The sequence below is a fragment of the Pseudomonas sp. NPDC079367 genome (assembly GCF_044542195.1).
Lineage (GTDB): Bacteria > Pseudomonadota > Gammaproteobacteria > Pseudomonadales > Pseudomonadaceae > Aquipseudomonas.
Map to the genome: position 1 here is coordinate 959,673 of NZ_JBITTW010000001.1, position 24,935 is coordinate 984,607.

Sequence of the window (24,935 nt, forward strand, 5' to 3'; positions counted from 1 at the left end):
AGAAAAATGAATTAGCTGCCTGATCCCTCGGTCAAGAATTATGAACGCAGTAAATCTGACGAGGTGACAGCAATGACTATCCAGGCAGAGACACTCGTACAACTGACCAAAGCGCTTGAAAAGCGTGGCATGAAGATGGTGTCAGAGGTTCATTTCACTAGAGCGCCTTACCGATACAACCACCGCTGGATCTGCATCGTAGAGTAGACATGCTTGTTGCCGGCGCCTGGACAAAGCATCCAGCCGCCGGCGCCGCTCAGCTTCGACTCTTAAAAGCTGCTTGCTCAAGCCCAGATGACCGTCTCCGTATTGATCTCCGCCACTTCGGTAGCGTTGAACTGCCGCTGGCGGTGAAGGTCGTCTCGCATGTCCGTAAAGTTGATTTTCTTGATAGTTAGTTCTTTCAGAACCAAGCCCGAAATTCTATAAATGCCGCAGTCCGAACAATCGATAAGTTCGCCGCCATGAGCTTCTTCCGCTACCTTCGCCTCGAGGCCGCATAGATAACATTTCATTCTTGAACTCCTGTTTGCCGGTGTTCAAGAGATCGTCTCGTCGACAAGGAAGTTTCAATCGAAAAGCGTTACCAGCCCAGAGCGATTGGGATCGGAATCCTTAACCACGATTCGGCAGCAATAAAAAACCCGGCGCGAGGGCCGGGTCTTGTGCGAGATGAGTTCATTGCGCTTTTTTCGCGCCGCCGTTGTCGCGGCCCGTCTGGGCATCTTGATCAGAGCCAGGATTGCCAGGTGGAGGATTCCAGTCTTCTGGGCGTTCGTCGGTACCCTGCTTTGGCTCGGAGACAGCCCGCTCCAGACCAGAATCGTGCCCCTCGCCAGATTCAGGCGTTTGCTCGCTTGGCCCTGGATATGGCGCTTCAGGGCCGTTGTTGTCTTCTATCATCATCTTCTCCCGTCAGTGGCGCACAGGCTGCGCTTAGTAATTAGAGAAATGTGCAGAGAAGGAGTGCGACTTACTTGACGAGCGGGCATAAAAACACGACACACCCTAAGAAGACAGGTTCCAGAATCATCCTGCCAGAAACAACAAAGCCGCTCGAAAGCGGCTAAGTCGTTGAATTGTATGGTCGGGACGGAGTGATTCGAACACTCGACCCCTAGCACCCCATGCAAGCGGACTGATCTACAGCCCGCAAAAACAGAGGCTTCGCGCCGGGCGCTCGCTGCAACGATGCCCAACCGTGCGCAACCGTGTTTTACAAAGTCACTCGGAAAGTCACTGAGCCTTTTTGGCACCATCCCCGGCGTCCTGCCGACATTATCCAATCCAAAATCCTACAGCTCGTCGCCTCACCCTCGCCCGCTTGCATCGCCTCGATTACTGTATATGCAAACAGTATTCAGTAAGGCATTCCCGTGGATCCCCTCTATATAGAAGACACCGACGATTGGCTCGGCAACCCGACCCCGCTCGAAACCTGCCGTCACCAGCTCAGGATGTACGAGAACGAATTCGAAGCGCTCACCCTCAAGCTGGAGCGAGCGTTGGCGAATATCGAAGGCCTGGTCAGAGACAATGATGCGCTCAGGCAGGAGATGGATTCTCTCAAGGCCAAGCTTCAGCACGCCGAAGGGGCTTTGCTGAGCGAGAGGCGAAGATTCGCCGACGTCGAGCACAACAGAAACCATCTGTTCAATGAAAACCAGCGCCTGTTCAGAGAAGCTCGAGATCGTGAGGAATTCGCAGGTCATTGCGAATGCTGCGCCGAAAAAGGTTTGTGACGAAGCCAGCGCTGACGGGTCTACGCTGAATCAGATCCATCCGAGGCTATGGCAATGTGCGGACGACTCTCCCAATACAGCGGCATCCACGACTTCGTGGCGGCGCTCAGCATGCCGAATGCGCTCATCAACTCGACCGGCGAGCAACCCTTTGAGCGGTACAACGCCGCGCCGACCACTCAGCTCGCCCTCTTCCACCAGGAAGGCGAGTTTCTACACGCCGACATGGTTCGCTGGGGATGGCGCCCGCAGTGGGCGAAAGACCGCGCCGCTCCAATCAATGCGCGCGTCGAGAAAGTCGCACATGGCCCGTTCTTCCGCGCGATCTGGCCGCACCGGGCAATCATCGCGATCAATAACTGGTTCGAGTGGGTCGATGAAGGCGCACCGAAGAAGCAGCCCTACCTGATCCGGCACCGCGACAAATCGCCCATCCTTTGCGCCGCGATCGGCCAGTACCCGAACGAGGAACACGGCCCCGGCGAGCACGACGGCTTTGTAATCATCACCGCCGACAGCGCCGGCGGCATGGTCGATGTCCACGACCGGCGCCCAGTCGTTCTTCCGCCAGAGCTTGTCCGGGAATGGCTGGACCCGGCCACGCCGAAAGAACGTGCCGAAGAGATGGTGCTGCATGAGGGCGAGCCATCAGAGGCGTTCGAATGGTTCAAGGTCGACCGCGCCGTGGGCAATATCCGCAATCAGGGCCCGGATCTGATTAAGCCGATCGAGGAAAACAGCCTGTTCTAAGTCGAAGTCAGCACTCGCAGACGGTTCTCGGTCGCGTTGTCGAAGATGACGTAGAGCTTATCGATGGTGGACTCGGTTAAGGCGCGCGCCGACTCCAGGCCATAGACGAATCCCTCAGCCCGAGCGCCTGCCTTGGCTGCGATGATCATCGAATCTGCACGCGCAATCTCAGCCAGAAGCTTGTCTGCAGCGCGCTCAATGTTCGGGCTCAGTTCCACACCTTCCATGTCGCCTCCTGCCTTGTTGGGATCAGCAACAGGATAGCGGCATACGCCTCAAGGCACATTCTTGAAGAAGATGTGGTGACCGAGCTTCAGTGTCTGCTTGGCCTTCGCTGCCCAGGCCGGCGCCTTGATGCTGGTGGCGTAGTAGTGAGTGGCGCCACCGGTTGGATCAGCGACGTTTCCATCGATTACCTGGTCAGCAGCGATACGACATTGCGCCAGCTCGCGGAATGGGATCTGCTTCAGGCCGATCAGGAACTGGTAGTTGGGATCGGACTTGTTCCAGCAGCTGAACTGCCATGGCTTCTGGCATACACCGGCGTAGCCCTCACCCCACCACGAATTTTCCTTTCCATCGAACACGCGGTTGCGGATTGTCCAGGCCACGGCGACCTGGCCGGACGGTTCCTCGCCTCGCGCCTCGCCCCAAAGCGTGCAGGCGAGAATGACACGGTCCCTTTCAGTCACAATCATTAGGCTTTACTCCGATCAAAAAAAACCGCTAAGTTAAGGCAAAGGGTAGAATGAGGCCGACTATGAGCTCGACTAATATTCTACTTGGCGAATCCAGAGCATATGAACGCAACACAAAAATCTATAAAGCCTCGAACACTACACCTCGATGGCATTAGAGGAGTGGCAGCATTATCTGTTGCTCTTTTTCATTTTTGCAGATCATTTGATAATTCTCTTATTTCTGGAAACAATGTAATAAACCAATCTTTCTTAAGCGCTATTTGGAACGGCCACTTCGCTGTGGCTCTATTTTTTGTTCTGAGCGGATTTCTCTTTTTTGATAAGTTTCGCTCTGAGACTTTTATCAGTGGTGCGAAAGCTTCTGTCAAACGGTTTCTTCGGCTAAGCATACCGATATTCACTGTATGCCTAACAGCATACGCAATCCATAAGATGGGTTTATTTTCTAATCAAAGAGCAGCTTCTATTAGCGCATCTGATTGGCTAGCGCGCTGGTACACCTTCGACCCAAGCTTTGCATTGGCACTGTTTGAATCGGTATGGATTGACTTTGTGGCCTTCGATCCCAGCTATACGTACAACTCTAATTTATGGACGATATCATATGAGCTCTTCGCAGTAGTCGGAGTGATATTTTTGGCTATCACATCGAAAAAGATGCGTTTTGCTTATCGGATGATAATGATACTCCTTGTGTCGGCCATCTGTTACGGAACTCACTATTATGAGTTTTTTATAGGCGCGGCGTTGGCCTTGGCTTTTTCCAGAAAAGAAATAAACTTACCATCATTAATTTCAATACCAGCTGTGATCGCAGCCCTTTCGATATCGCCCCTATTCCTTCCCGCTTACCTTTCCGGATTAGCAAGCGATCTGTTTTACCCGGTAGGAGCAGTATTACTAATAGCGGCCGTCAGCTCAAACGGGGCATTGCGGCGTGCATTTTCCAACAAGATATTCCTGAAACTTGGTGAGCTATCTTTCGGTTTGTATCTCACTCACTTCATTACAATAAACAGTATCGCATCGTCAGTTTATATCGCCACACAGTCGGTCTTGCTAACATTCATTTGCTATATAATTTCGACTCTTGCAATGTCTTATGGCTTCAACCATCTCGTGGATCAACCATGGACCAAGCTTCTTAATCATCTGTTCCGCAAGCGGCATATTGATGCGCAACAGGCGTTAAACCTTGAGGTATAAGTAGAGACGAATCCGGCGTGAGCGAACAGCAGGCTGCTCAGGCGTTATATCAATGCACGCTGTCCGGTTCAGTTCAGTCTGCGCCGGACTCGCCCGGTAAAGGCGCCGCGATGATTTCCGGAATCGACGGCTCAACGGGCCATACCGGCGCCTGATACCAAGTCGGCTGAACAGTCACCTTGCCCAGCGCGAACTTGTAGGTTTTCCACGCTTTGAGCGTGACCAGCAACGCGGCCTGCTCTGCCTCATCGTCAGCCGTCGCCTCTCCCACTTCGATACCGAATCCGATCGTGTCGATTCGATCCTGAATGCGGGCAATCTGCGACACCGCTGCACTATTGCGCGCGGCGAGCTCTGTTTTTGCCAGCGCAAGCGCTTCGGCAGCCAGAACAGCATCCTTCATTGCCTTGGTGATCAATCTGCTCCAATCAATATTCACTTGGCTGCCTCCGTGGATTGCTCTGGGTCCGCCAGTGGTTGTGGCAAGCTCACCACACCCTCCGGAACATTCAGTAAAGGTTCCGGGTACGCCTGCTCTGGACTGAAATTGATGGGTAGCGGAAGAAAGATTGTGATCTCAAGCTCCCCGCTCTTTCGATCAACCTGTCCCGCGAACCAGGATGAGCTAATCGCCGTGGCCGGCAAGGTATCGCCCTCTTGAATGGGGGAAAAATCGAAGGTCTCGCCGTTTACCACAAGCGCGTCACCGATGCGAACAACGCTCAGTTCGGCGTCACTACGGATGGGTTGCAGATCAATCCTCATCAGAACCATCTCCCAATCGAAAAAATATTGAATGCCACGCTCGAAGTAACAGTCGACGATGCCGGGGAGGCGAGAAACAGACTGAACGTGTTGCCGTTGGTGGCTTCTGCCAGGGGGCACCATGCTGCACGTCCCGCTGCAGAAGGGTCTCGCACTTGAACAAAAAGCAGCGGTGCGGCGGAAAACAATGCGGGCATATTGCCGACTATTGGCCCGGAAAAGCGGTTCGCTGCCACTGCCGACCAGCCGGGGGTTAGGCTGAGAGTTTGCGCAGTGATCATCAGACCTGACGCAAACTTCACCCATGATCCGGCGCTGCTCGAGCCGGATTCAAAAATTGCACCAGTAGGAACGCCGGCGTTTTGTGAGACCGTGCCAAGCACTGCCGCTACAGCAGCAGTTCCCAGCCCGAGCCCGGTGCGAGCGTCAGTAGCATTCTTACCGCCGGTTCCGCCCTGAGCGAGAGACAGTGCTGTCGTCAGATTTGACAAGGAAGTGATGTCACTGTTGGCGCCCGACTTCGCAGCGCCTAATGTTTGCCTAGCGGCACCATCATCAGCATCATTGAGTAATCCCTGCATGAATATCGACAGGTCTGTAATGCCTGTGCCGCCTTTTTGCGCGGGCAGGACGTCATAGTTGCCAGTGGTTCCGAGCGCGGAAAGAGTCGCGCCCCATTGCCGATTGATTTCGCTGAACGCGTCAGCGAGCGCCTTCGGATACCCTTGAACGGGCATGATCGCGTATGCCGCACCACTTGCTGTTGGCCCTTTATAAGCCGGAATGATGGAGATGACAGTGGCGCTGGCGACGTTGCCAATCTCATAGTTCGCACCGTCCGGGCCGACGAATGCGTCACCATTTTTTGCATTAGCAGCAAAATCTGCATTCATGCCGACAACGGTCGTTGATCCGTTGGTGACGGCAACAGTCCCACCTCTAAGCCAAGGCATGGAAGTATCCTAATTCTGGTCAATAAAAAACCCGCACTGGGCGGGCCTGGGTTCTCATAGCGGACGCATGGGTCGTGCTGCAAAAGTGGTTCTGCCGTTTTTGGCAGTGCCTCCCTCAGAACTGACCATCGCCCCGACATAGCCGTTGAGGGTTGTGCGGATGCCGGCATGGAAGCCGCAGGGTGTCTCAAGCGTCGAGTTGCCGTTGTAGATTTTCCCCCCAATCAACGTGGAGGCGAGGAAATAGTCCTCGTACGACCCCGTCCATGGCATCTGGCACCCACTCCAATAAACCCCGGATATCTCACCCCCACGGTTGTCCAGCGACCATCCCTCGTTGATGGGGAAGCCGGTCATCACTAGAAGATTGTCCGCGCCGACAAAAATCTGCTCATTGGCAGCATTGCGTAAACGCAGATCGTATTCATTGGGTGGTGACGTAGACCGAAACGTAGCGACCAGCCAACGCCCACTGCAGTCGGTACTGTTGAAGGGCGCCATCAGGTGCAATTTGAAGTAGAACCCGGTCCAGTTGCCCGGGCCGCCGGTCTGCATCAGCGTGTGATACATGCCGTGGTTGTTCGGATTCAAGAACACGTGTGGCGCTTCGGCAGTTGTTATTGGTGCTGGGTAAGTGATCACCGCCGTGGTGATCGTGGTCGATGACGTGGGGGTTTTCCCTATGACGTAGCTGCCAGATGCCGCCACGTTCAAGACTTTGTTGTCACTGTCGACCTGGAAGAAATTCTGGCCGTTACGCGACCTGAATCCATAGTCCATGCCGCCTCCTATTGGTAAGTCAGAATAAACACGTTGAGCACCAGCCCTGGCCCGCGCCGAACTCTGAGCTGCCCTGCCGACCAGAAAACAGCGGGCAAAGCGAGGTTTTCATTCGTGTGGCTGGCGAGGGTCACGCATACAAACGACTGCGCGGTGATCTCAGGCATGCTGATGAAGCTGGTGAAGTCGCTGGTGATGGGCGGCACGGTGACTTGCCTGGTCACAATCGACCGGACGGTCATCGTTGATGACTCAAGCGTCACCCGACCCATCGCGTCTTTCGTTCTCGCACCGTAGTAGTCCATCACGTCATCTTCCCGAGCGCTGCACGCTCGATGTAGTTCAAGTCATAGACGTAGATGCCGTTGTTGTTCAGCAACGTGTAACCAGTGCTGGACTGTCCACGAAGCGTGAACGTACCCGCCGGTATATTGATCTCCAGAAGCGGCAACCCTTGCGAGTTGAGAGCCGCCGATCGCAGCGTCATGCCCAGGACCAGCTCCTTGATGAAGGCTTGGCTGATGATTGCGGTGTTCATGAACACCTGGCCACCCTGTACAACAAATGGCGCAATCATTTGCCCGCTCACCTCATCGAGAATCGCGAACCGTTGGGCGAACGCAAGGATCTGCGACTCTTGCTGTTCACCTTCTACGCCGATCGCGAGGCCGGCCATTACCGTCCTGTTCCCAACAGTGGTGGATGTTTTGATGGTCGTCAGTGCAGACACTTTGCCGTTCAAGCCGGAAACAGCGGTGCTCGCGGTTTCGGCTTTTGCAGTGGCATTGTTGGCAGTGGCCGAGATCGTCTCGATGCGCTGCGCAGTCGCTTCCTTGTCCGTTGCAACCGCAGACTCAAGCGTTGAGAGATTGGCGGCATTCTTCCCCACCGCAGCATCGAGGGACGTAAAGCGCGTCGCTGACGCAAGCTTCTCCTCCGCTATCACCTTCTCACTTGTCACGATGCTGGCCGTGTTCTGATACGCCTTGAGCGCCTCGCTCATTGCGCCGGTGCCGTCATCCTCTCGCCACGCCGCTTGCAGGGCCTGCATCGTTGAAGCCTGCGCGGTGACCTTGCCGTCGATGGTTTCAATTTGGGTCGAGTGCTGCTGGATCTGCAGCGTCATCGCTTTGGTGGTCTCGGCAATCGTCCCCATGTCGTACCAGAACTCGGCATTCGGAGGATCAGTGCCGACCGGCACGGCCTTCATCGCCGAGAACAATCGACCGTCAAGCCGGACCACCTCGCCTTTGCTGTAAGGCCTGGTCGGGTCATAAGCCATGGCGTCGGTGATTTCGCTGATCAGGTCTTGCAGTTCCTGCTTGGCCTGCTCAAGCCTCTCATTCACCGAGCCTTCACCGTCACCAGAAATCTTTCCGATTTCCGCAAGCAGCTTTTCACCAAGGGCAGACTCCTGAATCCTGCCTAGGAAGTATTTTTCGTACTCGGACTGGTCGATGCTCACCTGCCCATTGATCCCGTTCACTGCGGGAAACCAAGGACCGATGTTGCCAATGCGGTCCACCAAGCGCCCCCAGAAAAACAGACTCGTGCCTGGCACGACATTTTGCATTTCGTAGTTCGATTGGGGATAGGCGAAATCGGCCAGCTTGACGGCCGTGGTCAGGTCGTTGACCTCATTGTTCCAAATTTCAGTTCGCTGGGTATCTTCTGCACCAAGTGGGAACCCCCATTCGAGTCCAATGCCATAAACCTTGCTGATCGTTTTCAGATAAGCCAGTGCGGGCGGCAGCCCCTGCTTCCCGCTGAGGTTGGTCAGGATCGAGTTGCGCCACGGTGAGGTGATATCGAACGCGCTCACCGCACGAACCCGTGCCACATAAGCGCCGGCGTAGATGCCGACCACGTCCACATTGGTCATGCCGGTGCGCTGCAGCTTGATCCAGTTGCCGCTGTCTTTGCGCCACTCGACGTCGTAGCCGACCGCACCATCGACAGCTGGCCAGGTGATCGTCATGGTGGCCACGGCCAACCCCTGCACAACCGAAGAAGTCGACGACAACGAAACACTAGCCGGCGCCGGAACAACAGTGATCGGGATGACGCTGATCGGGCGTTCTTCCAGGCGTGCGCCGGTGTCGATGAAAGCGAACTTGCTCGGCTCGAACTGGAGCGCGCTGATTTCGTAGTCGCCCTCGGTGGTGCGCTTGGTGCGTAGCACGCGATACAGCGGGATTGCCAGATCGTCCGCGTCGAGCGCCCATTGCAACTGCGCCACCGGCGGTTCGCTGTAGGCAACCGTGACGGTCACTGCGCGTCCGTTGACGCTCTGCACTGTGCGACCTTCGGCGCGGCCGCCCGGCAGGTTGATGATCAGCCTGTCGCCGGCCTTGGCCTGGGTGTCGCGATCGAGGGTAATCACCCGCCCCGCCACCGCCGAGATGCGGCCGCCGACTTCACGGCCAGCGAGCAAAGAATCCGCCACCGGGATGATGTGTCCGGGCAGGGGGATCACGCCCTCCATACCGGTCTTGAACGAGACGGTGCGGTCTTGGTTGTTGCTGAGGATGGCCCACTTGCCCCGGCGCTGGGCCTCGGAGGCGCGCGTGCAGCCGATCGCGCTCAGTTCAGTCGGCCGGTCACCATAGCGGCGTTGCAGATCAAGGTCAGCGAATGGGATGACATCGGTGTCGTAGTTGTTCGCCGGGTTGTCATAGCTGACCAACGCCCGGGTGTACCGGGTCTTCGCCGAGGCACTGCCATAGGAGAACTTGCCGTCGATCACGTTCGACCGGGTGAACACATAGTCGAAGTCCTGCGCGCGCGGCATGTCAGCCTGCATCACCAGCTGTCCCTGCGCCCAGTACGTCATGCCCCGATAGATCGCTGAGATATCGCGCAGCAACGACCAGGCATCGGCCTTGCCCTGCAGATTCATGTCGCAGAGGAAGCGCGGCTCCTGGCCGCCCAGTCCGTTCGGCACCAGCTGGTCGCAGTATTGAGCGATGCGGTACAGCTCCCACTTATCGACCATGAACGGCTTGATGCGCTTGCCCAGGCCGAACCTGTCTTCGGTGCAGATGCCGTAGGTGATCCACGCCGGGTTATTGGTCCAGGCCGACTTCATCGAGCCGTCCCACGTCCCGGTGTAGGTGCGGGCGATCGGGTCGTAATTGCTCGGCACCATCCAGCGCCGGGCCTTGCACTTCACGGTCACGGCCGGAATGTTGGTGAACTGCTCGGCATCGAATTCGATGTAGAGCAGCGCGGTATTCGGGTAGCGCAGCTTGGCGTCGATGACTTCGGTATATCCGGCCACCAGCATGGTGTCGGCGATCTTGTTGGTGTTTTGGTTCGGCGTCAGGCGGCGCACGCGGATCTGCCAGCCAGTGGTTGCGTCCGGCAGATCGATGCGACGGGAGCGCTCGTAGCGCGTGGTGGTCTTACCGTCGACGGCGTCCACCAGCACCTGCTGATAGGCGCCGCCATCGGTGGCCACGTCGATGGCGTACTCAATCCGGTAGCCGCCGACATTGCCCTGGTCATCAGAGCGTTGCAGCGCCGGCCACGCCAAGCGCATGCGCACGGCCGAAAGCTGGGTGTTGGTGATCGAGCGCACCCACGGCGAATCGCTGCGCAGCTCAATGTTCAGCGACGTCTCGTTCTCCACGGACGGAATGCCGGGAATGTACGTCTGATCCACCGACCCCGGGCGCCAGTCCCACTTCACATTCGGGAAGTTGTAATTGCCACTGGCATCGCGGATCGGCGTGTTGTCCAGATAGATGTCGTAATCGGTCGGGACGCTGTCGAACTCCCCCTCGCCCACGGCAATCAGCAGCTTGGCCAGGTTGGTCGAGCGCAGGCTGTCGCTGGCTTCGATCGGCGACTTCGGCTTGCTGCTGCCGCCCTTCTCGCCGTGGATATCGATCTGTGCTGCTGCGCCCATGCTTTCCTCCAGGCAAAAAAAACCGCCTCGCGGGCGGTCGGTGTGCTGCTGTCCTGATTACACTTTGTCTTCAGCCAGGATCGAGGCGGAGATGATCATCCCGCCCCACCGGCGTTCGCCAATGCAGATCGGTACCGGGTTGCCGCTGGCCGTGGTGTTCTTGGCGCTGCCGAAGGCGTAGGACGGAGAGTTTTCGGGGGATGCGCTTTGCTTTAGGCCCGAGGCTTGCGGGCTGAGCATTTGGATGACGCCGCCGGCGACCAAGCCAATACCGGCACCGATCAGAGGCGCGCCGAATGGAGTGGTGGAAAGGAACGTACCTGCAACGATCAAGACCGCGCCAATAATGGTCTGGATGAGGCCGGCTTTTTTGCTCCCCTGGATGATCGGCACGATGCGAATATCCGTTGCTCCACCCAATCCAAATTCCGCCTCGCCGACGTTTTTTCGATTGCGAAACACGGCGAAGCGCATGCCCAGCCGGTCGAGGCGCTGAATTTCTTCCTTAAACCCTACAAGCGTTGCCTTCAGCGCTCTGAACGCCTCCCATGCTTGGCCGGAGTCCAAGACTCGACGGTGAACCCTGCCAAACTTCGCCGCCAAGGACCCTGACAATTTGATCGTAGTCATCGGCTGATAGTGAGCAACGGTGGAATGCATGCTTTTCTCCGGACATAAAAAAACCGCCCGAAGGCGGCTGATTGAAAATTTACTTACTGATAATCGACGTATGGGCCAATAAAAAACCCGCTCATGTCCCCGCTGATTCGGTAGAGGCTTTCTTTGCCGCTTTTCACATTGGCAGATATCGTGCGGATGGCTGCCCCGCCACAAAGCCCAGAGCCGGCAAGACCCGCTCCGATACTTGGATTGCCCGGCGGAAGGTAAAAGGATGCGCGCTGCCCAGTGCCGATTTTAGCGGCCTTTCGGTCATCGACATACACGACTATGTCACAACCAGATCCCACCATTCCCGAGTCCCGGACGACGGTGACCTTGCCGCTTTCGCCGGCCGGCTTATTTTGAAACGCGTACAGCTCATCACGCGGTACCGGATCAGCCTGGCTAACCGGAATGGCAGAAGATGCACACCCCGCCAACAGCGCTACCGCCAGCGCTCCTACGATCAATTTCATGCAGGTCACTCCTGTGGGAAAGGTTTCACGATATCACTCGGGCGCAGGTGAGCGAAAAGTCAGAACTGTGACAGACTTAGCGATCGCCCGCTCTATTCCCAATTACCTATCAATATATTGGACCCAGATTGCACAGCGGTTCTTCCTGCAACAGCCTTTACCCAGAAACGCCATGCACGATCTACAAAAGGACCTTGGCTCAAAACTTGGAGCGAATAGTCGGCGCCGTACTGGCTTTCGATATACGAAAACACCTGTAGCGCAGCGGTGACTGACAAATTAGCCATGCGAAATTTCGGACAGATAAAATACTTCGCCACTTCTGGGAGTCCGTTAAGAGCGACCACACAAAACCCTGCGTTGTCAGCGCCACATTTTATGATGAGCAGCTCATAATTTCCGTTCCATTGCGTATCCATAAATGGAGAATCTAAATCAGACCTGTGAAGCTCGTCAGCTAGCTCATGGCTATAAGCCTTCTCTAGGCGTATGCAGTACTCGCCCATGATCTTCTCCCAAAAGATCAAAATATCTCATTGCTGTGCGCCTATCCAGCATGGATGAAAGACCAGTGTTCGATTTGACCGTACAAGTAGTAGCGTTGCGCCTCTACAGGCCCGATCGGGCCCTATCCCGCGGAGCTGGAAAATGGATTTTGTAGAACGCTTGAGCGCAATGTCGGCAAAGGTAAATCAGTTAGCTTCAACCATCCAAACCGAAGAGGCCACAAAGACCGCATTCGTTATGCCATTCATTCATACAGTGCTTGGTTACGATGTGTTCGACCCATCCGAAGTAGTTCCTGAGTACATCTGCGATATCGGTACCAAAAAAGGCGAAAAGATTGATTACGCGATACTCAAGGGCGGTCAGATCCAGATATTGATCGAAACCAAGAAGATCGGCGAACCGCTGAACATCAATCACGCGAGCCAGCTATTCCGCTACTTCCACGTCACAACTGCAAGAATTTCTATCCTGACCAACGGAAGATTTTACCGCTTCTACACTGATCTCGATGCACCCAATAAAATGGATGAAAAGCCTTTTTTGGAGATTGATCTTCTCAACATTGATGAACATGTCATTCCAGAATTACAGAAATTGACTAAGTCCGCCTTCGACGTGGACTCAATCATCAATGCCGCTGGTGAGCTGAAGTATGTGGGCAACATCAAAAGAGAGTTGGCTACCCAGTTCGCTCAGCCAGATGACGACTTCATTCGTTTTTTTGCCTCTCGCGTCTACGAAGGTGTAATCACGCAAAAGGTGCGAGAACAGTTTGCGCAACTCACACGCAAAGCAGCCGCTCAGTTCCTAAACGACCAAATCAACGACCGATTAAAGTCTGCGATGAGCAAGGCGACTTATCCTACGGTAGCTGAATCAGTCGTGGCAGAAAATCAGGCTGAGGCAGTGGAAGCCCCTGAGGATCGCATCCTGACCACGATGGAAGAGCTTGAAGGTTTCCACATTATCAAAGCCATCGTACGTACTGTGATTGACGCGAAACGTATAGCCAGCAGAGACACACAAAGCTACTTCGGCATACTGCTGGACGACAACAATCGGAAACCGATTGCGCGACTTCACTTCAACCGAGGTCAAAAGTACCTCGGGATTTTCGACAAGGATAAAGTCGAAACCCGCCATCCAATTAGCTCGATCGATGAGATCTATGAGTTTTCAAACTCTCTAAAAGAAACGATCTCTTTTTACCAAGAAGGCTGAAGCAGCAATACCTCAGTCCTTTGCCTATAAGCCCAAGGACTGGGATTGCGCCAAATTCGGCGCGTTTATGACCTGGAGGTCAATATGAGTGCAACGCAGCTGCAGCAAATTTTGCGATCCGCCGAACAAAACGCAAACCGTATGCTGAGGTTCGCTCCTCAGGATCATCAAGGGCAGGAGTTTGCGAAGGCGGCGAATGCTGCAATCGAAGACCTGGCGAAAGCGGTAGTCGCGCTCCATAAGCGAGTTGCGGAACTCGAGGACAAATAGTGTCCTCAGGCTGGAGCGGCCCCTGCCGCTTCACCCAGCCTCGTCTCAAAGGAGATTTCAGTATCTCGCCCCTCCGGTCCCGCCGGAAACATCGTCGAGCAGAAAACCGAGATTAATCGCCCCTCTTCGAACGCGGAATCATCTCCGTACTTTTCCTTCAAAGCAGCAATAAGTTCGCTCTGCGTCAAAGTGAACTTCTCCACTTTGTAGTGCACTATTTCAACTGTCCTTCCCATGTCGTCTCCAGCGGCCGCGCCGCGTCAATTGGGTTTTATTCCGTCTCTGTGCCTGAGAATCAGGCGCGTGCGTTCCAGCCATGGCCCGCCGAAGACGATGACTTCAGACGGCCTGCCATACAGGTGGTGCAGCAGGAACGGCCCGGGACCGAACGTCGCCGCGTCCTCACCTGGTAAAGACGGATCGGCGCCGAGAAAGATCCCGGCGTGGTTCGGGTAAACCGTGCGCCCCACTTCCATCACGATCATGTCGCCACGCTGCGGCTGGTCGACACGGTAGAAGCCGGCAGCCTCGTAGTTCGCCTCGTACAGGCTGGTGTTGTCCTTACTCTCCCACCAGCCATCGGCACGCTTGAAAGCTTCAAACTCCAGCCCCCACTCGCGCTTGTACCAATCGGCGCACACCTGCCAGCAGTCCCACGCGCCGTGGACGAATGGACGCTTCAGCAGCGGAACTTCGCCGGTGGGAACGATTGTGCGCAGATCCCCTTCCGGCCAGCTCAGGATGTGCCAGGGCATCGCCGTCGCTTCGCACATGGCGAGGTCGCGCGGTGACGGCCTGCTGGTAGCGTCCGGATGCGAATGAACCACGCCGATCACTTCGCCTATATCCTCAGCCTTCGCGTATTCCTGCGGATCGATGCGGAACTCTTCGTTCGGCTCGGTCGATACATTGATGCAGGAGAAGTATTGTTGCTTGCGCCCGATCGCCAGCAGCAGCCCGCAGCACTCTTTCGGGTAGTCGTCCGCCGCGTGCGCCTGGATCGCGTTCAAGATGTGCTTTCGCATGTCAGCTCCGTGCAATCAGGGAAACAGCCGGGAAGCCACCGAACGGCAGCGGGTTGCCCTCGCCGAAACGCGGGATGCAGCCCTTGCCCAGCGTGGCGTCGCATTGGTCGAGTTCAGGGTTATCGGTGATGACGCCGTCCTTCGTGACGTACGGCCCGGTGTAACCGCAGTTCGGCCCGCGATATCCGCCAGTGAGGCACCAATGGCAAAGGGTCGTGGCTTGGCGTCCGATCGACTCATTGCCCACGTCGCCCGGGCTGGCCAATTCCCAACTGACGTTCTCCCCGTCCTCGTTCGTTTTCTGGTCGATGTACCAGACCTCGATAGTCTCTTGGGTTGCGTCAGCCGTCGGATTGCCAGCGGGGAAGTTAGCCGCGTCGAGGTAGCTTCCGAGCGTGTGTCGCATCGTCAGCTTGAACTCGAGCAGGTCCTCAAACGCCAGACAGAGCGCGGTGATGCGCCCGTTGACGTTGCCCACCGACAATGTCGGACGGACCGCCGTGCCGTCGCCGTTCGCCTCGATGCCGTCGATCTGCATTGGCCAGGCGCTGTACTCGTTGCCCTGCCAGTAAATCGCCTTCGCCGGCAGTTGGTCGGCATCGGCGCCGGCGGCGATCAACTCGGCCGGCGTGTGCGGTATCGCGTGCCCGTGGAAGCGCAACACGTCCGCGCCATACTCCGTGCCGTCCAATTCAAAGAGCAGCACTTCGCTGCCAGGCTCAAGCACCTGGATGTCACTGATCAGCGGCATTAGTTGCCCCTTATGGATGGAATGCCCGCTCGAACGTGGCGGTGAGTTTGAAGACCCCGCCGCCCATTGGTGTGGGAGCGGGATTTTTGCAGGTGAACAGCCCGAGCTCGCCGAGCGGCGTTGTCCACAGAAAAGCCTTTGCGCCGGCGTGCCGGTCAAGGAACGCCATGATCTCCTGCACTTTGGCCTTTCGACCGGAGCAGGTGATCGGATAGGAGTCCTCCTTGTTGTTCGGGCCGTCGCCAACGTTCTGCGCGTAGCCGCCGCCGAACTTAGAGGTGCGCACTCGATAGCTGATTTCGGGTGTCTCACCGCGCTCGGTTGGCCAGGTGAATTTCTCAATGGCCATCAGGCCCTCCCGTTGGCATTTCGAAAGCTGGTGCCGCCCGCTCGCCAAGAGTCAGCGACGGCTTTCTCGGCTACGGCCTGCATTTGCGATTGAAGGTTTTTCGATAGCGCTTGCTGGTCAATCTGCATGCCTTCAGACCCACGATCCTCAGTTACCACCGTGACCGGCGCGCTGATGCTGATCGTTGTCCCGGAACCGCCACCGGCAGCGAGAACGCCGAGCTTGCCGCTGGAGGTCCGGGTCAGTGGCATGATCGCCTCCGGCCCTGCCTCCCCCATTACGCCCGCCCTGCCGCCGGCCATCCCGAAAGCTGTCGGCGTGCTGACGATGTTGTTGGTGAAAGCGCCGCCGTTGGCAAACATTTGCACACCCGACGACCAGGCACCGCCCAGCGCCTGAGGAAAGTAGCTGCCGGAGTACCCCGCCGAAGAAGCGCCGAGGTTCGACGACGTCGCACCGGCAGACCCAGCAGCCAGTCCATTGCCGCCCCCACCGCCAGTGAAGTAGCTGGTAGCCGCACCAACGAGACTGCTCAGCAGCGCTGAACTGGCCTGGCGCGTCGCGATCCTCGCCATGTCCGCCAAAATCGACTTGGTGAAGTCAGCAAACGACAGCTTCCCGGTCATGGCGAAGTTGACGACTGCGTCCTCCATCGAGCTAAAGGCGTTACCGAACAGAGTTTTCGTCTGTCCGGCGATGTTGCTCGCCGAGTCCAGGTAGTTGGCCCAGGCCGATGTTGCGCCCTTGGTCCAGTCCCCTTGAGCCTTCTCAACATCGGCGTAGTTCTGCCGGATCTGATCGGTTGCGGCCATGTTCGCATCTGCGAACGCCTGCGACTTCCGAGCGAATTCCTCTTCCGACATGTTGCGCGAAGGGTCAGACTTCTGATTTGCCAGTTCCAGCGACTGCTGTGCGAACCGATCCTGCAGGCTGTTCAACTCACTGTTGAGCGCGTTCTGGCGATCGCCCTGACCGACGCCGAGAACGGCTCGCTGTCCTGCCAGTTCCAGCGCTCTCTGCTGCTGAGCCAAGGCCTGAACGTAGGTAGTGATCGAACGCTCTTGTCGGGCGAGACGACCGGTCTCGTTTGTGGCCAGAACCTCGAGCTGGGTGTCCGCGTCCTTCTGCGCTTTGACCATGCCGGCGCGAGCATCGGCGATCTTCTGGTCAAGCTGGATGCTTTGCGCGGCAGAGGTGGTCTTTTTGGCTTTCGCGGCTTCCAGCGCGGAGATCTCCGCCTCATAAGCTGCGGTCACTTCGTCGCGCTCGTTGCCGATCAGCGCTTCACGCTTCAGGGCGTAGTCGGCCTGAGAAACAAGTCCAGCCTTCTGCGCTGCGTCCAGTTCCTTCTGAGCGTTTTTGTATTCAGCGCTGATGGCTACCAAGTTGTTCTTGGCGTCGTTGAAGCTGGTCAGATCAACTTGGGCACCTGTCGTTTTCGCATCTTTGAACTGGTCGTTGATGTTCGCCAGGTTCTTGTCGATCGCCGCCTGATTCAGGCGAGGATCGTCCGGGGCGACCTTGCGGATGTCTTCGAGCTGACGCTTGTATTCCTTGATCGCCTCGGTGCGCTTCTGCTCGTTCGTCCATGCCGACTTGGTGAGAGCGTCGATCTTTGCCATCGACGAGACGGCATCGCCTTGTGCCTTCGCCTGCTCACTCTGCCACTTGGCGATATCGGCTTCTGCGGCTTTCTGATCCTCGAGCATGTTGAGACGATTCTGGTAAAGATCAATCATCTCCTGCTTGTTCTGGAACAGGCCTACGTCACCCGCCCGAGCGCCCGCCAAGTCACGGCGGGCTTGCTCGATATCAGCGCCGATATCGCTGCGCCCGATATTCTTCAATCCATCAGCAGCGCGAGCAACGGCGTTATAGCCCCTCTCCCAAAAGCTCAGATTCTCGAGGATTCGCGGCGTGCGCTCGTTGATTGCATCGGCAAACGACTCAGTAGCCAGCTTCACGGCGCCGGCATGGTCGCCCTGCTTCTCCAGTGCGGTGATCTGCGAGTAAACCGACGCAGTGAGATAGTGGTACTGCTCATTCAGTGCGGCAGATGCCTTGACCGGGTCGTCGGCGAGCTTGGCGAACTCCGCGACAGTCTCACTCACGGCCTTGCCGGTCGCTTCCTGCATCGACACCGCGGCTTGAGTGATGCCCGTAAAGCTCTCGCCAGCAATCTTTCCATTGCCGGCCAGCAGGGCGAGAACCTCAGCGGCTTGCCCGGTTGTGCCGACAGTAGCGCTCACCTGGCGCGCCATATCGCCGAGCTGTCCCGCACTCACACCGGCGTAATTGCCGGTGAGGATCAGCGATTTGTTGTAGCTGTCCTGCTCCTCGCTGCCCTTGTATAAGGCGTATGCCAACCCACCCACCGCGGCAGTGGCCAGCGCCAGCGGGCCGAGAATCGCCAGCAAGCCCGCCGCGCCCTCACCCGCCCCGGCGCCCAACTGAGCAACAGCACGAACGCCGCTTCCCCAGTCGCCCGACGACAGCGCATTCCCCAACTGCACCACGTTTTCCTGCGCCTGGCGCGAGCCGAGCCGCAACTTTTCGAAGCCGGTGGTGGTTTTGTTGAGCTTGTCGTAGTCCTTGTCGATCTTGCCCAGGGCGGTGTTGTACTCGTCCTGGCTGATGCGACCGGCATCCAGATGTTTGCCGAGCTGTTCTACCTGCGTATCCAGTTTCGACAGCGCCGCGCGGGCCGGGTCAATTGCACCCAGCAGACTGTTCAGGGCCTTCTGCTCATCCATGGCCGACTTCGCCAGCGCAACCTGCTGCTTGTCGAGCTGAGCCGATATCTTCGCGGCCTCAGCCTCGCCATAGGCCCCGGTCTTGGTCAGCTTCGCCAGCGCTTCCCGCTGCTTCGCGAGATCCTGCGTGGTTTTGGCGTTGGTAGAGAGCGACTTCTCCAACGCCTGCATTTCGTTCATCAACGAAACGGCGGACTGCTCTGCGCGGCCGCCGGCCTTCGCCATTTCATCCAGGCTGGTTTTGGCCTGAATAGCGTCGGCCGAGTCGATCTTGACGCCGAGTTCTGCAATGTTCATCGACTCACCTTGAATAGATGCCCGCGTTTACGGGCTGTTTTCCCTTTCCTCTGCCATGACGCGCAGGGCTTCGCCTTCCAGCACCTGAAGGTCTGGGAAGATTTCAGCGAGTTTCTTTTTCTTGATGCCGAGGAAACCGGCCACGTCGCGGATGCTGCTGTAGTCGAGACCAATTGCGCCGCCGGCGCCGACACGCCACTGAGTGGACATCCTGTTAAACAGGAGGAAAGCAGGCCAAAGGCACGACCAAACTTCGAATTCCTCTTCGAGGTCCTCAGCGTCCAACCCAAACGCGGCAAGTTGCTCCGCATTTGGAGGAGGCTCATACATGGCGCGGGCGGCGCGAATCAGTTTCCCGTGCGGGCCTTGGCGTAGGCAGCCTGGTAAGCATCCACCACGGCCTCGGTCGCGCCGTGGCATGAGGTCACCAGCGCCTTGATGCCCTCATCGTCGAACTTGTCGTCGAACTCCCAGCCAACGACCAGATCCTTGATCTGCTGCACTTGATTTTCGGTGTCGACCGCAACGATTTGAGACATCGTAGGCTTGTCGCCGAATTGCTCGAGGCTTTGTTTTTGTCGCTGGTTCCACCCATCAAACAGCGCCGCCAACTCGATGCGGTCCCGATATTTGAAAATGAATTCCACCTTCACCGGGTCCTGGCCAACTACCGGGACCATCACTGCGCCGGGAAAAGTTGGCGCTTGCGCAATCTTGAATTTCGCCATGATCAGGCCCCGCCGCCAGCAGCAACCGGCGCGCGATACGCGGTGATTTCGGCGTTGATGGTGAAGCCAAAGGAAACGGCCGCACCTTCGTTGCGCACCAGCGTCGGAGTTTTGTTGAAGGATGCATAACCGGCGTAATAGATCGTTTTGCCGTTGGGCAGCGACATACGCAAGATGCGCACCTCCTTCTCTCGATCGGCTTTATCCAGTTCTTCATACCAGGCCAGGCTGTCATCGTCAGCCAGCTGGAAAGCGAACGCCTGCGCATTTTTGGTGGTGGGGATCTGCTTGTCACGCCGCGCTTCGAGCGGCGCGTAAGTCCAGTATTGCTGCTCGCCGCCGGACATGGAGTTGCCGATCACCTGGTTGACGGCTACCCAGCCGGTCACTTTCTTGGCGGTACCGCCGCTGATGCCATCGGGAAAGAAAGCCACGTTGGACGTGTCGATGCCCTCCAGAGTGAATGCGCCTGCCGCCGCGTTGGATACACGCACTGCGCGCTCGTTGATGTCCTCCCAACCGGAGGTGATCAGAAGGATGTCGCCATTGGCAAAGCCGTTTGCGGCACTGCTAGCGACACCCGGATTCGCGTTGCTGATCGCAGAAATCAGCTTTGCGGCGGCGAATCCGCTGGAAATTGAAAGCGTCGCCCCGTTGGGGAAGTAAACAGACATGGGTTTTCCTCTTTGCAGAAATGACAAAACCCGCGCAGAGGCGGGTTCAGGATTTGCCCAACGGGCGGGTTATGGCGTGGTGTCAGACCGGTATGTGAACGACAGCGGGACGGAGTACGTTGAATCGCCTGTGATGCCTGGGCCGACATCTACAGGCGTCATGGGCGTAACTACGAAACCATTTTTCACGTCGCGCACATAAAGCGGAAATAGCTCGATGATCTCGGCAGCGATGGGGTTGGTTTTTGCTTTACCGGTGCCGGCCGGGCAAATGATGCTGACCTGGAACACACCGGTATACAGCCGGTGGTCTCCGCCGAGCGTGTTGCTGGCCGTGTCGCCCGGGATGGTGAACGCACGCAGATAGGTCTCGCCTGCCGCCGGGGTGTAGGCCATGTTCTCAAAAACGATCTTTAGCTTTTCCAGCCTGGCATTGTTCCAGGCGATCAGCTTTGCCTCGTAGATCGAGGCGATGATGGCGTGACTCATACCTGGTTGTTCCTGATGGCCTCCAACACGATTTGCTGGAAGCGAGCCACGGTTACCCGAACCATTCCGCCGGGGGCCTGGGTCGAATGGCCGAACTCCAGCGGAATCGCATAGGGCAAGTTGTTAATGATGTAGGCGATCTGCCCGGCGGTGAAGTCGCTCATTGCCGCGACCAACGCGGCAGTGGTTTCGGCTCCGCTCGGGTCTACCTCGTCGAAGGTGACGCTCTCGACCACGCCGAGAGAGATGTGCCAGTTCGCGCGGAACCTGCCGCCGACGTAGCCTTCTGGCGCGACGATGTCCATGCCATCGTTGAGCTTGCGGCCTTTCTTGAGCCTGCCACCCTTGGTCAAGTTGACCGGGTCGCTGCGCAGCGCAGTGTTGTGTTCGTCGACAGCCCTGTTGTACTCGGAGGCCACTGCGTTCTGCGCCCAGATCTCCGGGTTGCCCACTGGAGACATGCGGATCAGGCTGCTGCCGACCTCGATGATGATCTCGCGCACACTGGCGTCGATGGCTTCGCTGGTCTGGGCCGCAAACTCTGCGAGGCTCAGGGCGAAGCTGCCGGATTGAGCGGCCATGTCACATCCTCAGTTGTGCTGTCCACGTCGCGTCAGCAGGGTCCGCAGACACATTCATCACCCGCAACCCGTTGACCATATCGCCAATGGCCGGGGCAGCCGGTACCGTTGTCGGAACACCGGCCTCCGACACGAACAGCTCGTTTTGCAGCACCAACAGTTTTTTGTCGGTGGTCTGGATGAGAGAGCCATCGATTTCCTTGGACAGGTAGCTACCCAAGACGCCGCGCCCCATGTAAGTGATGGTGGTCTCCGGCGTCTCGCCACCCAGGTTAGGGTCATACTCGCCCGCAACCTTGCGTACGCCCTCCACTGGCTTTACCGCGTCGGCCAAGCCTTCGAGGTCATCGAACGCCTCAGCCATTTCAGCCTGAATCTCTTCGCGCATGCCCATGATCAGATCCTTTTCAGCATCATCACGCCGGAGCGCTTGATCCAAGGCTCCAGTAGCGCCAAGGCGAAGTTCAAACCCGCCGACTGATCAGAAGATCCGGCCACGTAGGTCTTGCTCACAGAGGTGCCGGACTGCGCCGAAACCGTCTTGCTCTGCACTTCCTTCTGCGTTGCCGTGTATAACTTGCCCGCTGCCGCCTCTTTGGCGACCTGGGCGCCGGCTGTTTTGATCTCGGTCGGAACCGGATCAGGAACAACCCGCTTGATCTTGGCCGTGAGCCAGGCGTTCGCCATGGTCACAGCAAGGACCGGATCACCGGCGCCGGCCCAGCCAGGACCCAGCGAAGCGTCAACATCGGCAACGGTGATGAAGTCGGTCATGTGCTTGTCCTTATTCCGCTGGCACCAGGGCCTGCAGGTCTTCTTTCTTGGCGGTTGGGTCGAAAGTGATGCCCTTCGCCGTCAGCCAGTCTTTCAGCTCGGGGACCTTCATTTTCAGAGGGTCGGTTTCGGTATTTTCTGGCTCTTTGCCGTCCGAAACTTTGATGCCTGCCGCTTCGTATTCATCGTAAATTTCAGGCGCATCGCCCTCGATGACCACCTCAGTAGCAGTGCCAATGACGCCGAAGAATTCGCTCAGCAGGCGGTAGCAAACGCCGCGCTCTTTGCCCGGTTTGTCCGTGTAGATAACTTTCATGAGTCACCTCAATGCAGCCCGGCGCCCTTGCAGAGGCCAGGGTAAGTGAAGGCCGGATTACGGCGTGGTGGTACCGCTGATGACGGCGGCGAACGGGACCTGCTTGCGGCTGAACACGCGCTCCCAGTTCGCAGCAGCGGCATACTGGGTCGCGGTTGGGCTGAGGTTCTGAGCCTCGGAGCCTTTCCAGCTGAAACCAGCAGGCTGGAGGATGTACGTCTTCCGCTCCCACAGCACCTCAGCACCGCCGCCATTACCGCCGCCCGGCTTGCGTTCGATCTCCACCGGCACCTTCGGCGTGCCTTCGCCGTAGCCGAACGCGCCTTGGCCGAAGAACACAGACAGGTACTTGCCAGCTCCGTACACCAGACCATCGTCCATGAACACCGGCTTACCCAGGTAAGTGGCCAGGATGATCTTGCCGTCGGAATCGCGCAGATACTCGATGAGGTCCTGCTTGACCATCTGGTTCATCACCACCGAGTGCACGCCGATCGCGCCGAACTGGTCGGCCGCATCGCCGGCAGTGAAGGCGGCATCCTGAAACGCGTTCGCGCTGATGGCCGCGCCGGCGTCGATCACCATGTCACCGCCGTTGTTGGCGATGTTCGACGCGATGATGCCGCGCGCTGCGCCGAGAGCGTAACGCTGCCACTGGCGAGTCCAGTAGGTGCCGAAGCGGTTGCGGATCTGCTGCTGAGGCTCGCTGTTCGCCAGTTCGGCGGTCAGGTCGGCCACGCCATAACCTTTGTTGAGGTACAGGACGCGAGCACGCATGCTGTCCTGAGTGACTTTGCCGACTTCGCCCTGGTCGTTCGGGTCATCGTTGCTGATGTTCGGGGCTTCATCAGCATTGAGATCCTGCCAGTAGCTGATCTCGGCGGTGCCTTGGCTGCCGGAAGCGATAGCGTCCAGGACAGGCGAGCGGGTCACGATGCCCGACTCGTAGACGGCGGTTTTCTCCGGGCTATTTACCGGCTCCAGCGAGGCGTAGTAGTCACCGACGAAGATGTCGGTCAGTTGGGTAGTTGCCATGAATTAGGTTCCTTTGGTGGCCTGGATTTTCTTGAACAGCTCGGGGTTGTCACGGGCGATCGCAGCGCGTTCGGTTTCCGTGTACTCGCCCCACTTTTTCGTGGCCTTGCCACCGTTGTCGCCGGTCTGTCCGGCGCCCTGAGCCCTTGGCCACAGGTGTGTTGCTGTTTCACGCAGAGATTCCGCCCATTCGAGCGGCGACAGCGGGGTTTTCCCGTCCTTCCCGTAAACGACCTCGCCGTCACGGTCGGTGGCAATCGCCTCGCCGTCTTCACTGAGTTTGAAAGTGCCCCGGGCACGCAGGATGATGTCCTCGGCAGCCTCAGGGAGTGCGCCGGCCTTGATGGCGGCGGCACGGATGGAATCAGCCAGAACCTTGTCGCTGTACTTGGCAGCGAATTGCTCGGCCTTGTCGGCGCGGGTCTTCTCGGCGCTCAACTTGGTGTCGTAGTCGCTGCGCAAGCGCTCGGTGCGACGAGTGATCACCTCGTCCAACTTGCCTTCAGCGATAAGCTTGGTTTCTTCGTCCTGGCCAACCTTCGCCAGCAGCCCCTTGACCGCTTCGATGTCCAGGCCTTCGAACTGCCCCTTCAGCTTGTCCAGTTCGGTTTTGATAGTCCGGTTCGAGCCCAGCAACTCCTGGTTCTTGGACTTGAGGCCGGTTACTTCCTTGTCCAGGTATTCCTGAACCTTCCCGCCAAGCGCCTCCTGGAGGGCTGCGGTCTGAGTTGCGTCGAGGGTGAGGCCAGCGGCGGCCGGGTCAAATTCAAATGGCATGGGTATCCCCTGGGGACTTGGTTGGCCCGCCTGACGGGCATAAAAAAACCGCCCATTGGGCGGTTTGGTGTGGATTCTGGGAATAAAAAAACCGCCACGAGGGCGGTTTCTTGAAAGTTAGGTGCGTTTGTGTAATTAGCGCGACTTACTCGTTCAGGCGTTCGATGTCGTCATCCCAGCCTTCCTGATCCTGGGCATCCATCGGGCTGTTTAGCTCTTCCTCTTCCGCATCCGCCTCTTCTTGAGCGCGCTGCTCATCCTCCAAGCGCTGTGCTTCCAGTTCCTCTGAGATCTCTTCCTGAGTGAGGCCGGCGCTCTCTGCGCCGAGTGGTGCTGCGCCGACTGCATCAATCTTGGTGGTCATAATCCGCTCCCTTGCATGTGATCTAATCTAGATGCCATAAAAAAGCTGCCGACCAGCGATGACCGTCGAACGACTCTC

General features: G+C 57.5%; 33 protein-coding genes and 1 tRNA gene. 5 read left to right on the top strand and 29 right to left on the bottom strand.

Annotation, left to right across the window (positions count from 1 at the left end):
• Nucleotides 1-284: 284 nt before the first annotated feature.
• Both ACIGDJ_RS04270 and ACIGDJ_RS04275 read right to left on the bottom strand, forming a co-directional pair.
• Nucleotides 285-515, bottom strand: a complete 231-nt coding sequence (locus tag ACIGDJ_RS04270) for a hypothetical protein (RefSeq protein ID WP_101159921.1) — start codon at nucleotides 513-515, stop codon at nucleotides 285-287.
• 569 nt (nucleotides 516-1,084) lie between these two features.
• Nucleotides 1,085-1,153 (bottom strand) — tRNA-Pro (locus ACIGDJ_RS04275).
• Nucleotides 1,154-1,376: 223 nt separating this feature from the next.
• On the opposite strand from ACIGDJ_RS04275, the gene ACIGDJ_RS04280 reads away from it, so the two are divergent.
• The gene (locus ACIGDJ_RS04280) at nucleotides 1,377-1,742 is read left to right on the top strand and encodes a hypothetical protein (protein WP_397479026.1); all 366 of its coding nucleotides are present in this window, start codon (nucleotides 1,377-1,379) and stop codon (nucleotides 1,740-1,742) included.
• Nucleotides 1,743-1,796: 54 nt separating this feature from the next.
• A complete protein-coding gene (locus tag ACIGDJ_RS04285) occupies nucleotides 1,797-2,492 on the top strand; it encodes an SOS response-associated peptidase family protein (protein ID WP_397479025.1) in 696 nt (231 codons plus the stop codon).
• Here ACIGDJ_RS04285 and ACIGDJ_RS04290 read toward each other — a convergent pair.
• Nucleotides 2,489-2,719, bottom strand: a complete 231-nt coding sequence (locus ACIGDJ_RS04290) for a hypothetical protein (protein WP_313003390.1) — start codon at nucleotides 2,717-2,719, stop codon at nucleotides 2,489-2,491. The genes ACIGDJ_RS04285 and ACIGDJ_RS04290 overlap by 4 nt on opposite strands.
• A 48-nt stretch (nucleotides 2,720-2,767) precedes the next feature.
• Entirely contained in the window at nucleotides 2,768-3,190 is a 423-nt protein-coding gene (locus ACIGDJ_RS04295) for a cell wall hydrolase (protein ID WP_313003393.1), read from the bottom strand.
• A gap of 102 nt (nucleotides 3,191-3,292) precedes the next feature.
• Here ACIGDJ_RS04295 and ACIGDJ_RS04300 point away from each other — a divergent pair, with 102 nt between their 5' ends.
• The gene (locus tag ACIGDJ_RS04300) at nucleotides 3,293-4,399 is read left to right on the top strand and encodes an acyltransferase family protein (RefSeq protein ID WP_397479024.1); all 1,107 of its coding nucleotides are present in this window, start codon (nucleotides 3,293-3,295) and stop codon (nucleotides 4,397-4,399) included.
• Between the two features lie 73 nt (nucleotides 4,400-4,472).
• Here ACIGDJ_RS04300 and ACIGDJ_RS04305 read toward each other — a convergent pair whose 3' ends face one another.
• The 9 genes from ACIGDJ_RS04305 to ACIGDJ_RS04345 form a co-directional block, all read right to left on the bottom strand.
• Nucleotides 4,473-4,802, bottom strand: a complete 330-nt coding sequence (locus ACIGDJ_RS04305; RefSeq protein ID WP_397479046.1) for a phage tail protein — start codon at nucleotides 4,800-4,802, stop codon at nucleotides 4,473-4,475.
• A gap of 32 nt (nucleotides 4,803-4,834) precedes the next feature.
• Nucleotides 4,835-5,164: a hypothetical protein gene (locus ACIGDJ_RS04310; protein ID WP_313003398.1), complete on the bottom strand. Its 330-nt coding sequence runs from the start codon at nucleotides 5,162-5,164 to the stop codon at nucleotides 4,835-4,837.
• The gene (locus tag ACIGDJ_RS04315) at nucleotides 5,164-6,057 is read right to left on the bottom strand and encodes a hypothetical protein (RefSeq protein ID WP_397479023.1); all 894 of its coding nucleotides are present in this window, start codon (nucleotides 6,055-6,057) and stop codon (nucleotides 5,164-5,166) included. Before ACIGDJ_RS04315 ends, ACIGDJ_RS04310 begins: the two co-directional genes overlap by 1 nt.
• A 114-nt stretch (nucleotides 6,058-6,171) precedes the next feature.
• Nucleotides 6,172-6,897 (bottom strand): hypothetical protein, encoded by a 726-nt coding sequence (locus ACIGDJ_RS04320; RefSeq protein WP_397479022.1) that lies wholly within the window; start codon nucleotides 6,895-6,897, stop codon nucleotides 6,172-6,174.
• Between the two features lie 8 nt (nucleotides 6,898-6,905).
• Complete coding sequence (locus ACIGDJ_RS04325; RefSeq protein WP_397478852.1) at nucleotides 6,906-7,202, bottom strand: hypothetical protein; 297 nt, start codon at nucleotides 7,200-7,202, stop codon at nucleotides 6,906-6,908.
• Nucleotides 7,202-10,807, bottom strand: coding sequence for a DUF1983 domain-containing protein (locus ACIGDJ_RS04330; RefSeq protein WP_397479021.1), 3,606 nt, complete (start codon nucleotides 10,805-10,807; stop codon nucleotides 7,202-7,204). The genes ACIGDJ_RS04325 and ACIGDJ_RS04330 overlap by 1 nt, the downstream gene beginning before the upstream one ends.
• 57 nt (nucleotides 10,808-10,864) lie before the next feature.
• Entirely contained in the window at nucleotides 10,865-11,467 is a 603-nt protein-coding gene (locus ACIGDJ_RS04335; protein ID WP_397479020.1) for a tail assembly protein, read from the bottom strand.
• 53 nt (nucleotides 11,468-11,520) lie between these two features.
• Nucleotides 11,521-11,943 (bottom strand): hypothetical protein, encoded by a 423-nt coding sequence (locus ACIGDJ_RS04340; protein ID WP_397479019.1) that lies wholly within the window; start codon nucleotides 11,941-11,943, stop codon nucleotides 11,521-11,523.
• 92 nt (nucleotides 11,944-12,035) lie between these two features.
• A complete protein-coding gene (locus tag ACIGDJ_RS04345; protein WP_397479018.1) occupies nucleotides 12,036-12,449 on the bottom strand; it encodes a hypothetical protein in 414 nt (137 codons plus the stop codon).
• Between the two features lie 142 nt (nucleotides 12,450-12,591).
• On the opposite strand from ACIGDJ_RS04345, the gene ACIGDJ_RS04350 reads away from it, so the two are divergent.
• Both ACIGDJ_RS04350 and ACIGDJ_RS04355 read left to right on the top strand, forming a co-directional pair.
• A complete protein-coding gene (locus ACIGDJ_RS04350; RefSeq protein WP_397479017.1) occupies nucleotides 12,592-13,674 on the top strand; it encodes a type I restriction endonuclease in 1,083 nt (360 codons plus the stop codon).
• An 84-nt stretch (nucleotides 13,675-13,758) separates the two neighbouring features.
• Nucleotides 13,759-13,944 (top strand): hypothetical protein, encoded by a 186-nt coding sequence (locus ACIGDJ_RS04355; RefSeq protein ID WP_085731192.1) that lies wholly within the window; start codon nucleotides 13,759-13,761, stop codon nucleotides 13,942-13,944.
• A 5-nt stretch (nucleotides 13,945-13,949) separates the two neighbouring features.
• On the opposite strand, the gene ACIGDJ_RS04360 is transcribed toward ACIGDJ_RS04355, so the two are convergent.
• The 16 genes from ACIGDJ_RS04360 to ACIGDJ_RS04435 form a co-directional block, all read right to left on the bottom strand.
• The gene (locus tag ACIGDJ_RS04360; protein WP_397479016.1) at nucleotides 13,950-14,180 is read right to left on the bottom strand and encodes a hypothetical protein; all 231 of its coding nucleotides are present in this window, start codon (nucleotides 14,178-14,180) and stop codon (nucleotides 13,950-13,952) included.
• A gap of 24 nt (nucleotides 14,181-14,204) precedes the next feature.
• Nucleotides 14,205-14,969, bottom strand: coding sequence for a C40 family peptidase (locus ACIGDJ_RS04365; RefSeq protein WP_397479015.1), 765 nt, complete (start codon nucleotides 14,967-14,969; stop codon nucleotides 14,205-14,207).
• Between the two features lies 1 nt (nucleotide 14,970).
• Nucleotides 14,971-15,720: a phage minor tail protein L gene (locus ACIGDJ_RS04370; RefSeq protein WP_397479014.1), complete on the bottom strand. Its 750-nt coding sequence runs from the start codon at nucleotides 15,718-15,720 to the stop codon at nucleotides 14,971-14,973.
• Nucleotides 15,721-15,730: 10 nt separating this feature from the next.
• Complete coding sequence (locus ACIGDJ_RS04375; RefSeq protein ID WP_397479013.1) at nucleotides 15,731-16,069, bottom strand: phage tail protein; 339 nt, start codon at nucleotides 16,067-16,069, stop codon at nucleotides 15,731-15,733.
• Nucleotides 16,069-19,119 (bottom strand): phage tail tape measure protein, encoded by a 3,051-nt coding sequence (locus ACIGDJ_RS04380; protein WP_397479012.1) that lies wholly within the window; start codon nucleotides 19,117-19,119, stop codon nucleotides 16,069-16,071. The genes ACIGDJ_RS04375 and ACIGDJ_RS04380 overlap by 1 nt, the downstream gene beginning before the upstream one ends.
• A gap of 27 nt (nucleotides 19,120-19,146) precedes the next feature.
• Nucleotides 19,147-19,539, bottom strand: coding sequence for a DUF1799 domain-containing protein (locus ACIGDJ_RS04385; RefSeq protein WP_397504511.1), 393 nt, complete (start codon nucleotides 19,537-19,539; stop codon nucleotides 19,147-19,149).
• On the bottom strand, nucleotides 19,467-19,847 hold the full coding sequence (locus tag ACIGDJ_RS04390; RefSeq protein WP_243242225.1) for a phage tail assembly chaperone: 381 nt from the start codon (nucleotides 19,845-19,847) through the stop codon (nucleotides 19,467-19,469). Before ACIGDJ_RS04390 ends, ACIGDJ_RS04385 begins: the two co-directional genes overlap by 73 nt.
• Before the next feature lie 2 nt (nucleotides 19,848-19,849).
• The gene (locus ACIGDJ_RS04395) at nucleotides 19,850-20,548 is read right to left on the bottom strand and encodes a phage tail tube protein (protein ID WP_397479010.1); all 699 of its coding nucleotides are present in this window, start codon (nucleotides 20,546-20,548) and stop codon (nucleotides 19,850-19,852) included.
• 42 nt (nucleotides 20,549-20,590) lie between these two features.
• Nucleotides 20,591-21,010 (bottom strand): phage tail terminator-like protein, encoded by a 420-nt coding sequence (locus tag ACIGDJ_RS04400; RefSeq protein WP_397479009.1) that lies wholly within the window; start codon nucleotides 21,008-21,010, stop codon nucleotides 20,591-20,593.
• Nucleotides 21,007-21,591 (bottom strand): hypothetical protein, encoded by a 585-nt coding sequence (locus ACIGDJ_RS04405; RefSeq protein ID WP_397479008.1) that lies wholly within the window; start codon nucleotides 21,589-21,591, stop codon nucleotides 21,007-21,009. Before ACIGDJ_RS04405 ends, ACIGDJ_RS04400 begins: the two co-directional genes overlap by 4 nt.
• A 1-nt stretch (nucleotide 21,592) precedes the next feature.
• Nucleotides 21,593-21,985, bottom strand: a complete 393-nt coding sequence (locus ACIGDJ_RS04410; RefSeq protein ID WP_397479007.1) for a hypothetical protein — start codon at nucleotides 21,983-21,985, stop codon at nucleotides 21,593-21,595.
• A 2-nt stretch (nucleotides 21,986-21,987) separates the two neighbouring features.
• Nucleotides 21,988-22,365 (bottom strand): hypothetical protein, encoded by a 378-nt coding sequence (locus ACIGDJ_RS04415; protein WP_397479006.1) that lies wholly within the window; start codon nucleotides 22,363-22,365, stop codon nucleotides 21,988-21,990.
• Nucleotides 22,366-22,375: 10 nt separating this feature from the next.
• Nucleotides 22,376-22,681: a HeH/LEM domain-containing protein gene (locus ACIGDJ_RS04420; protein ID WP_397479005.1), complete on the bottom strand. Its 306-nt coding sequence runs from the start codon at nucleotides 22,679-22,681 to the stop codon at nucleotides 22,376-22,378.
• Nucleotides 22,682-22,738: 57 nt separating this feature from the next.
• A complete protein-coding gene (locus ACIGDJ_RS04425; protein ID WP_056785404.1) occupies nucleotides 22,739-23,716 on the bottom strand; it encodes a major capsid protein in 978 nt (325 codons plus the stop codon).
• A 3-nt stretch (nucleotides 23,717-23,719) separates the two neighbouring features.
• Nucleotides 23,720-24,493, bottom strand: a complete 774-nt coding sequence (locus tag ACIGDJ_RS04430; RefSeq protein WP_183703379.1) for a hypothetical protein — start codon at nucleotides 24,491-24,493, stop codon at nucleotides 23,720-23,722.
• Between the two features lie 145 nt (nucleotides 24,494-24,638).
• The gene (locus ACIGDJ_RS04435) at nucleotides 24,639-24,857 is read right to left on the bottom strand and encodes a hypothetical protein (RefSeq protein ID WP_122458442.1); all 219 of its coding nucleotides are present in this window, start codon (nucleotides 24,855-24,857) and stop codon (nucleotides 24,639-24,641) included.
• Between the last annotated feature and the right edge of the window lie 78 nt (nucleotides 24,858-24,935).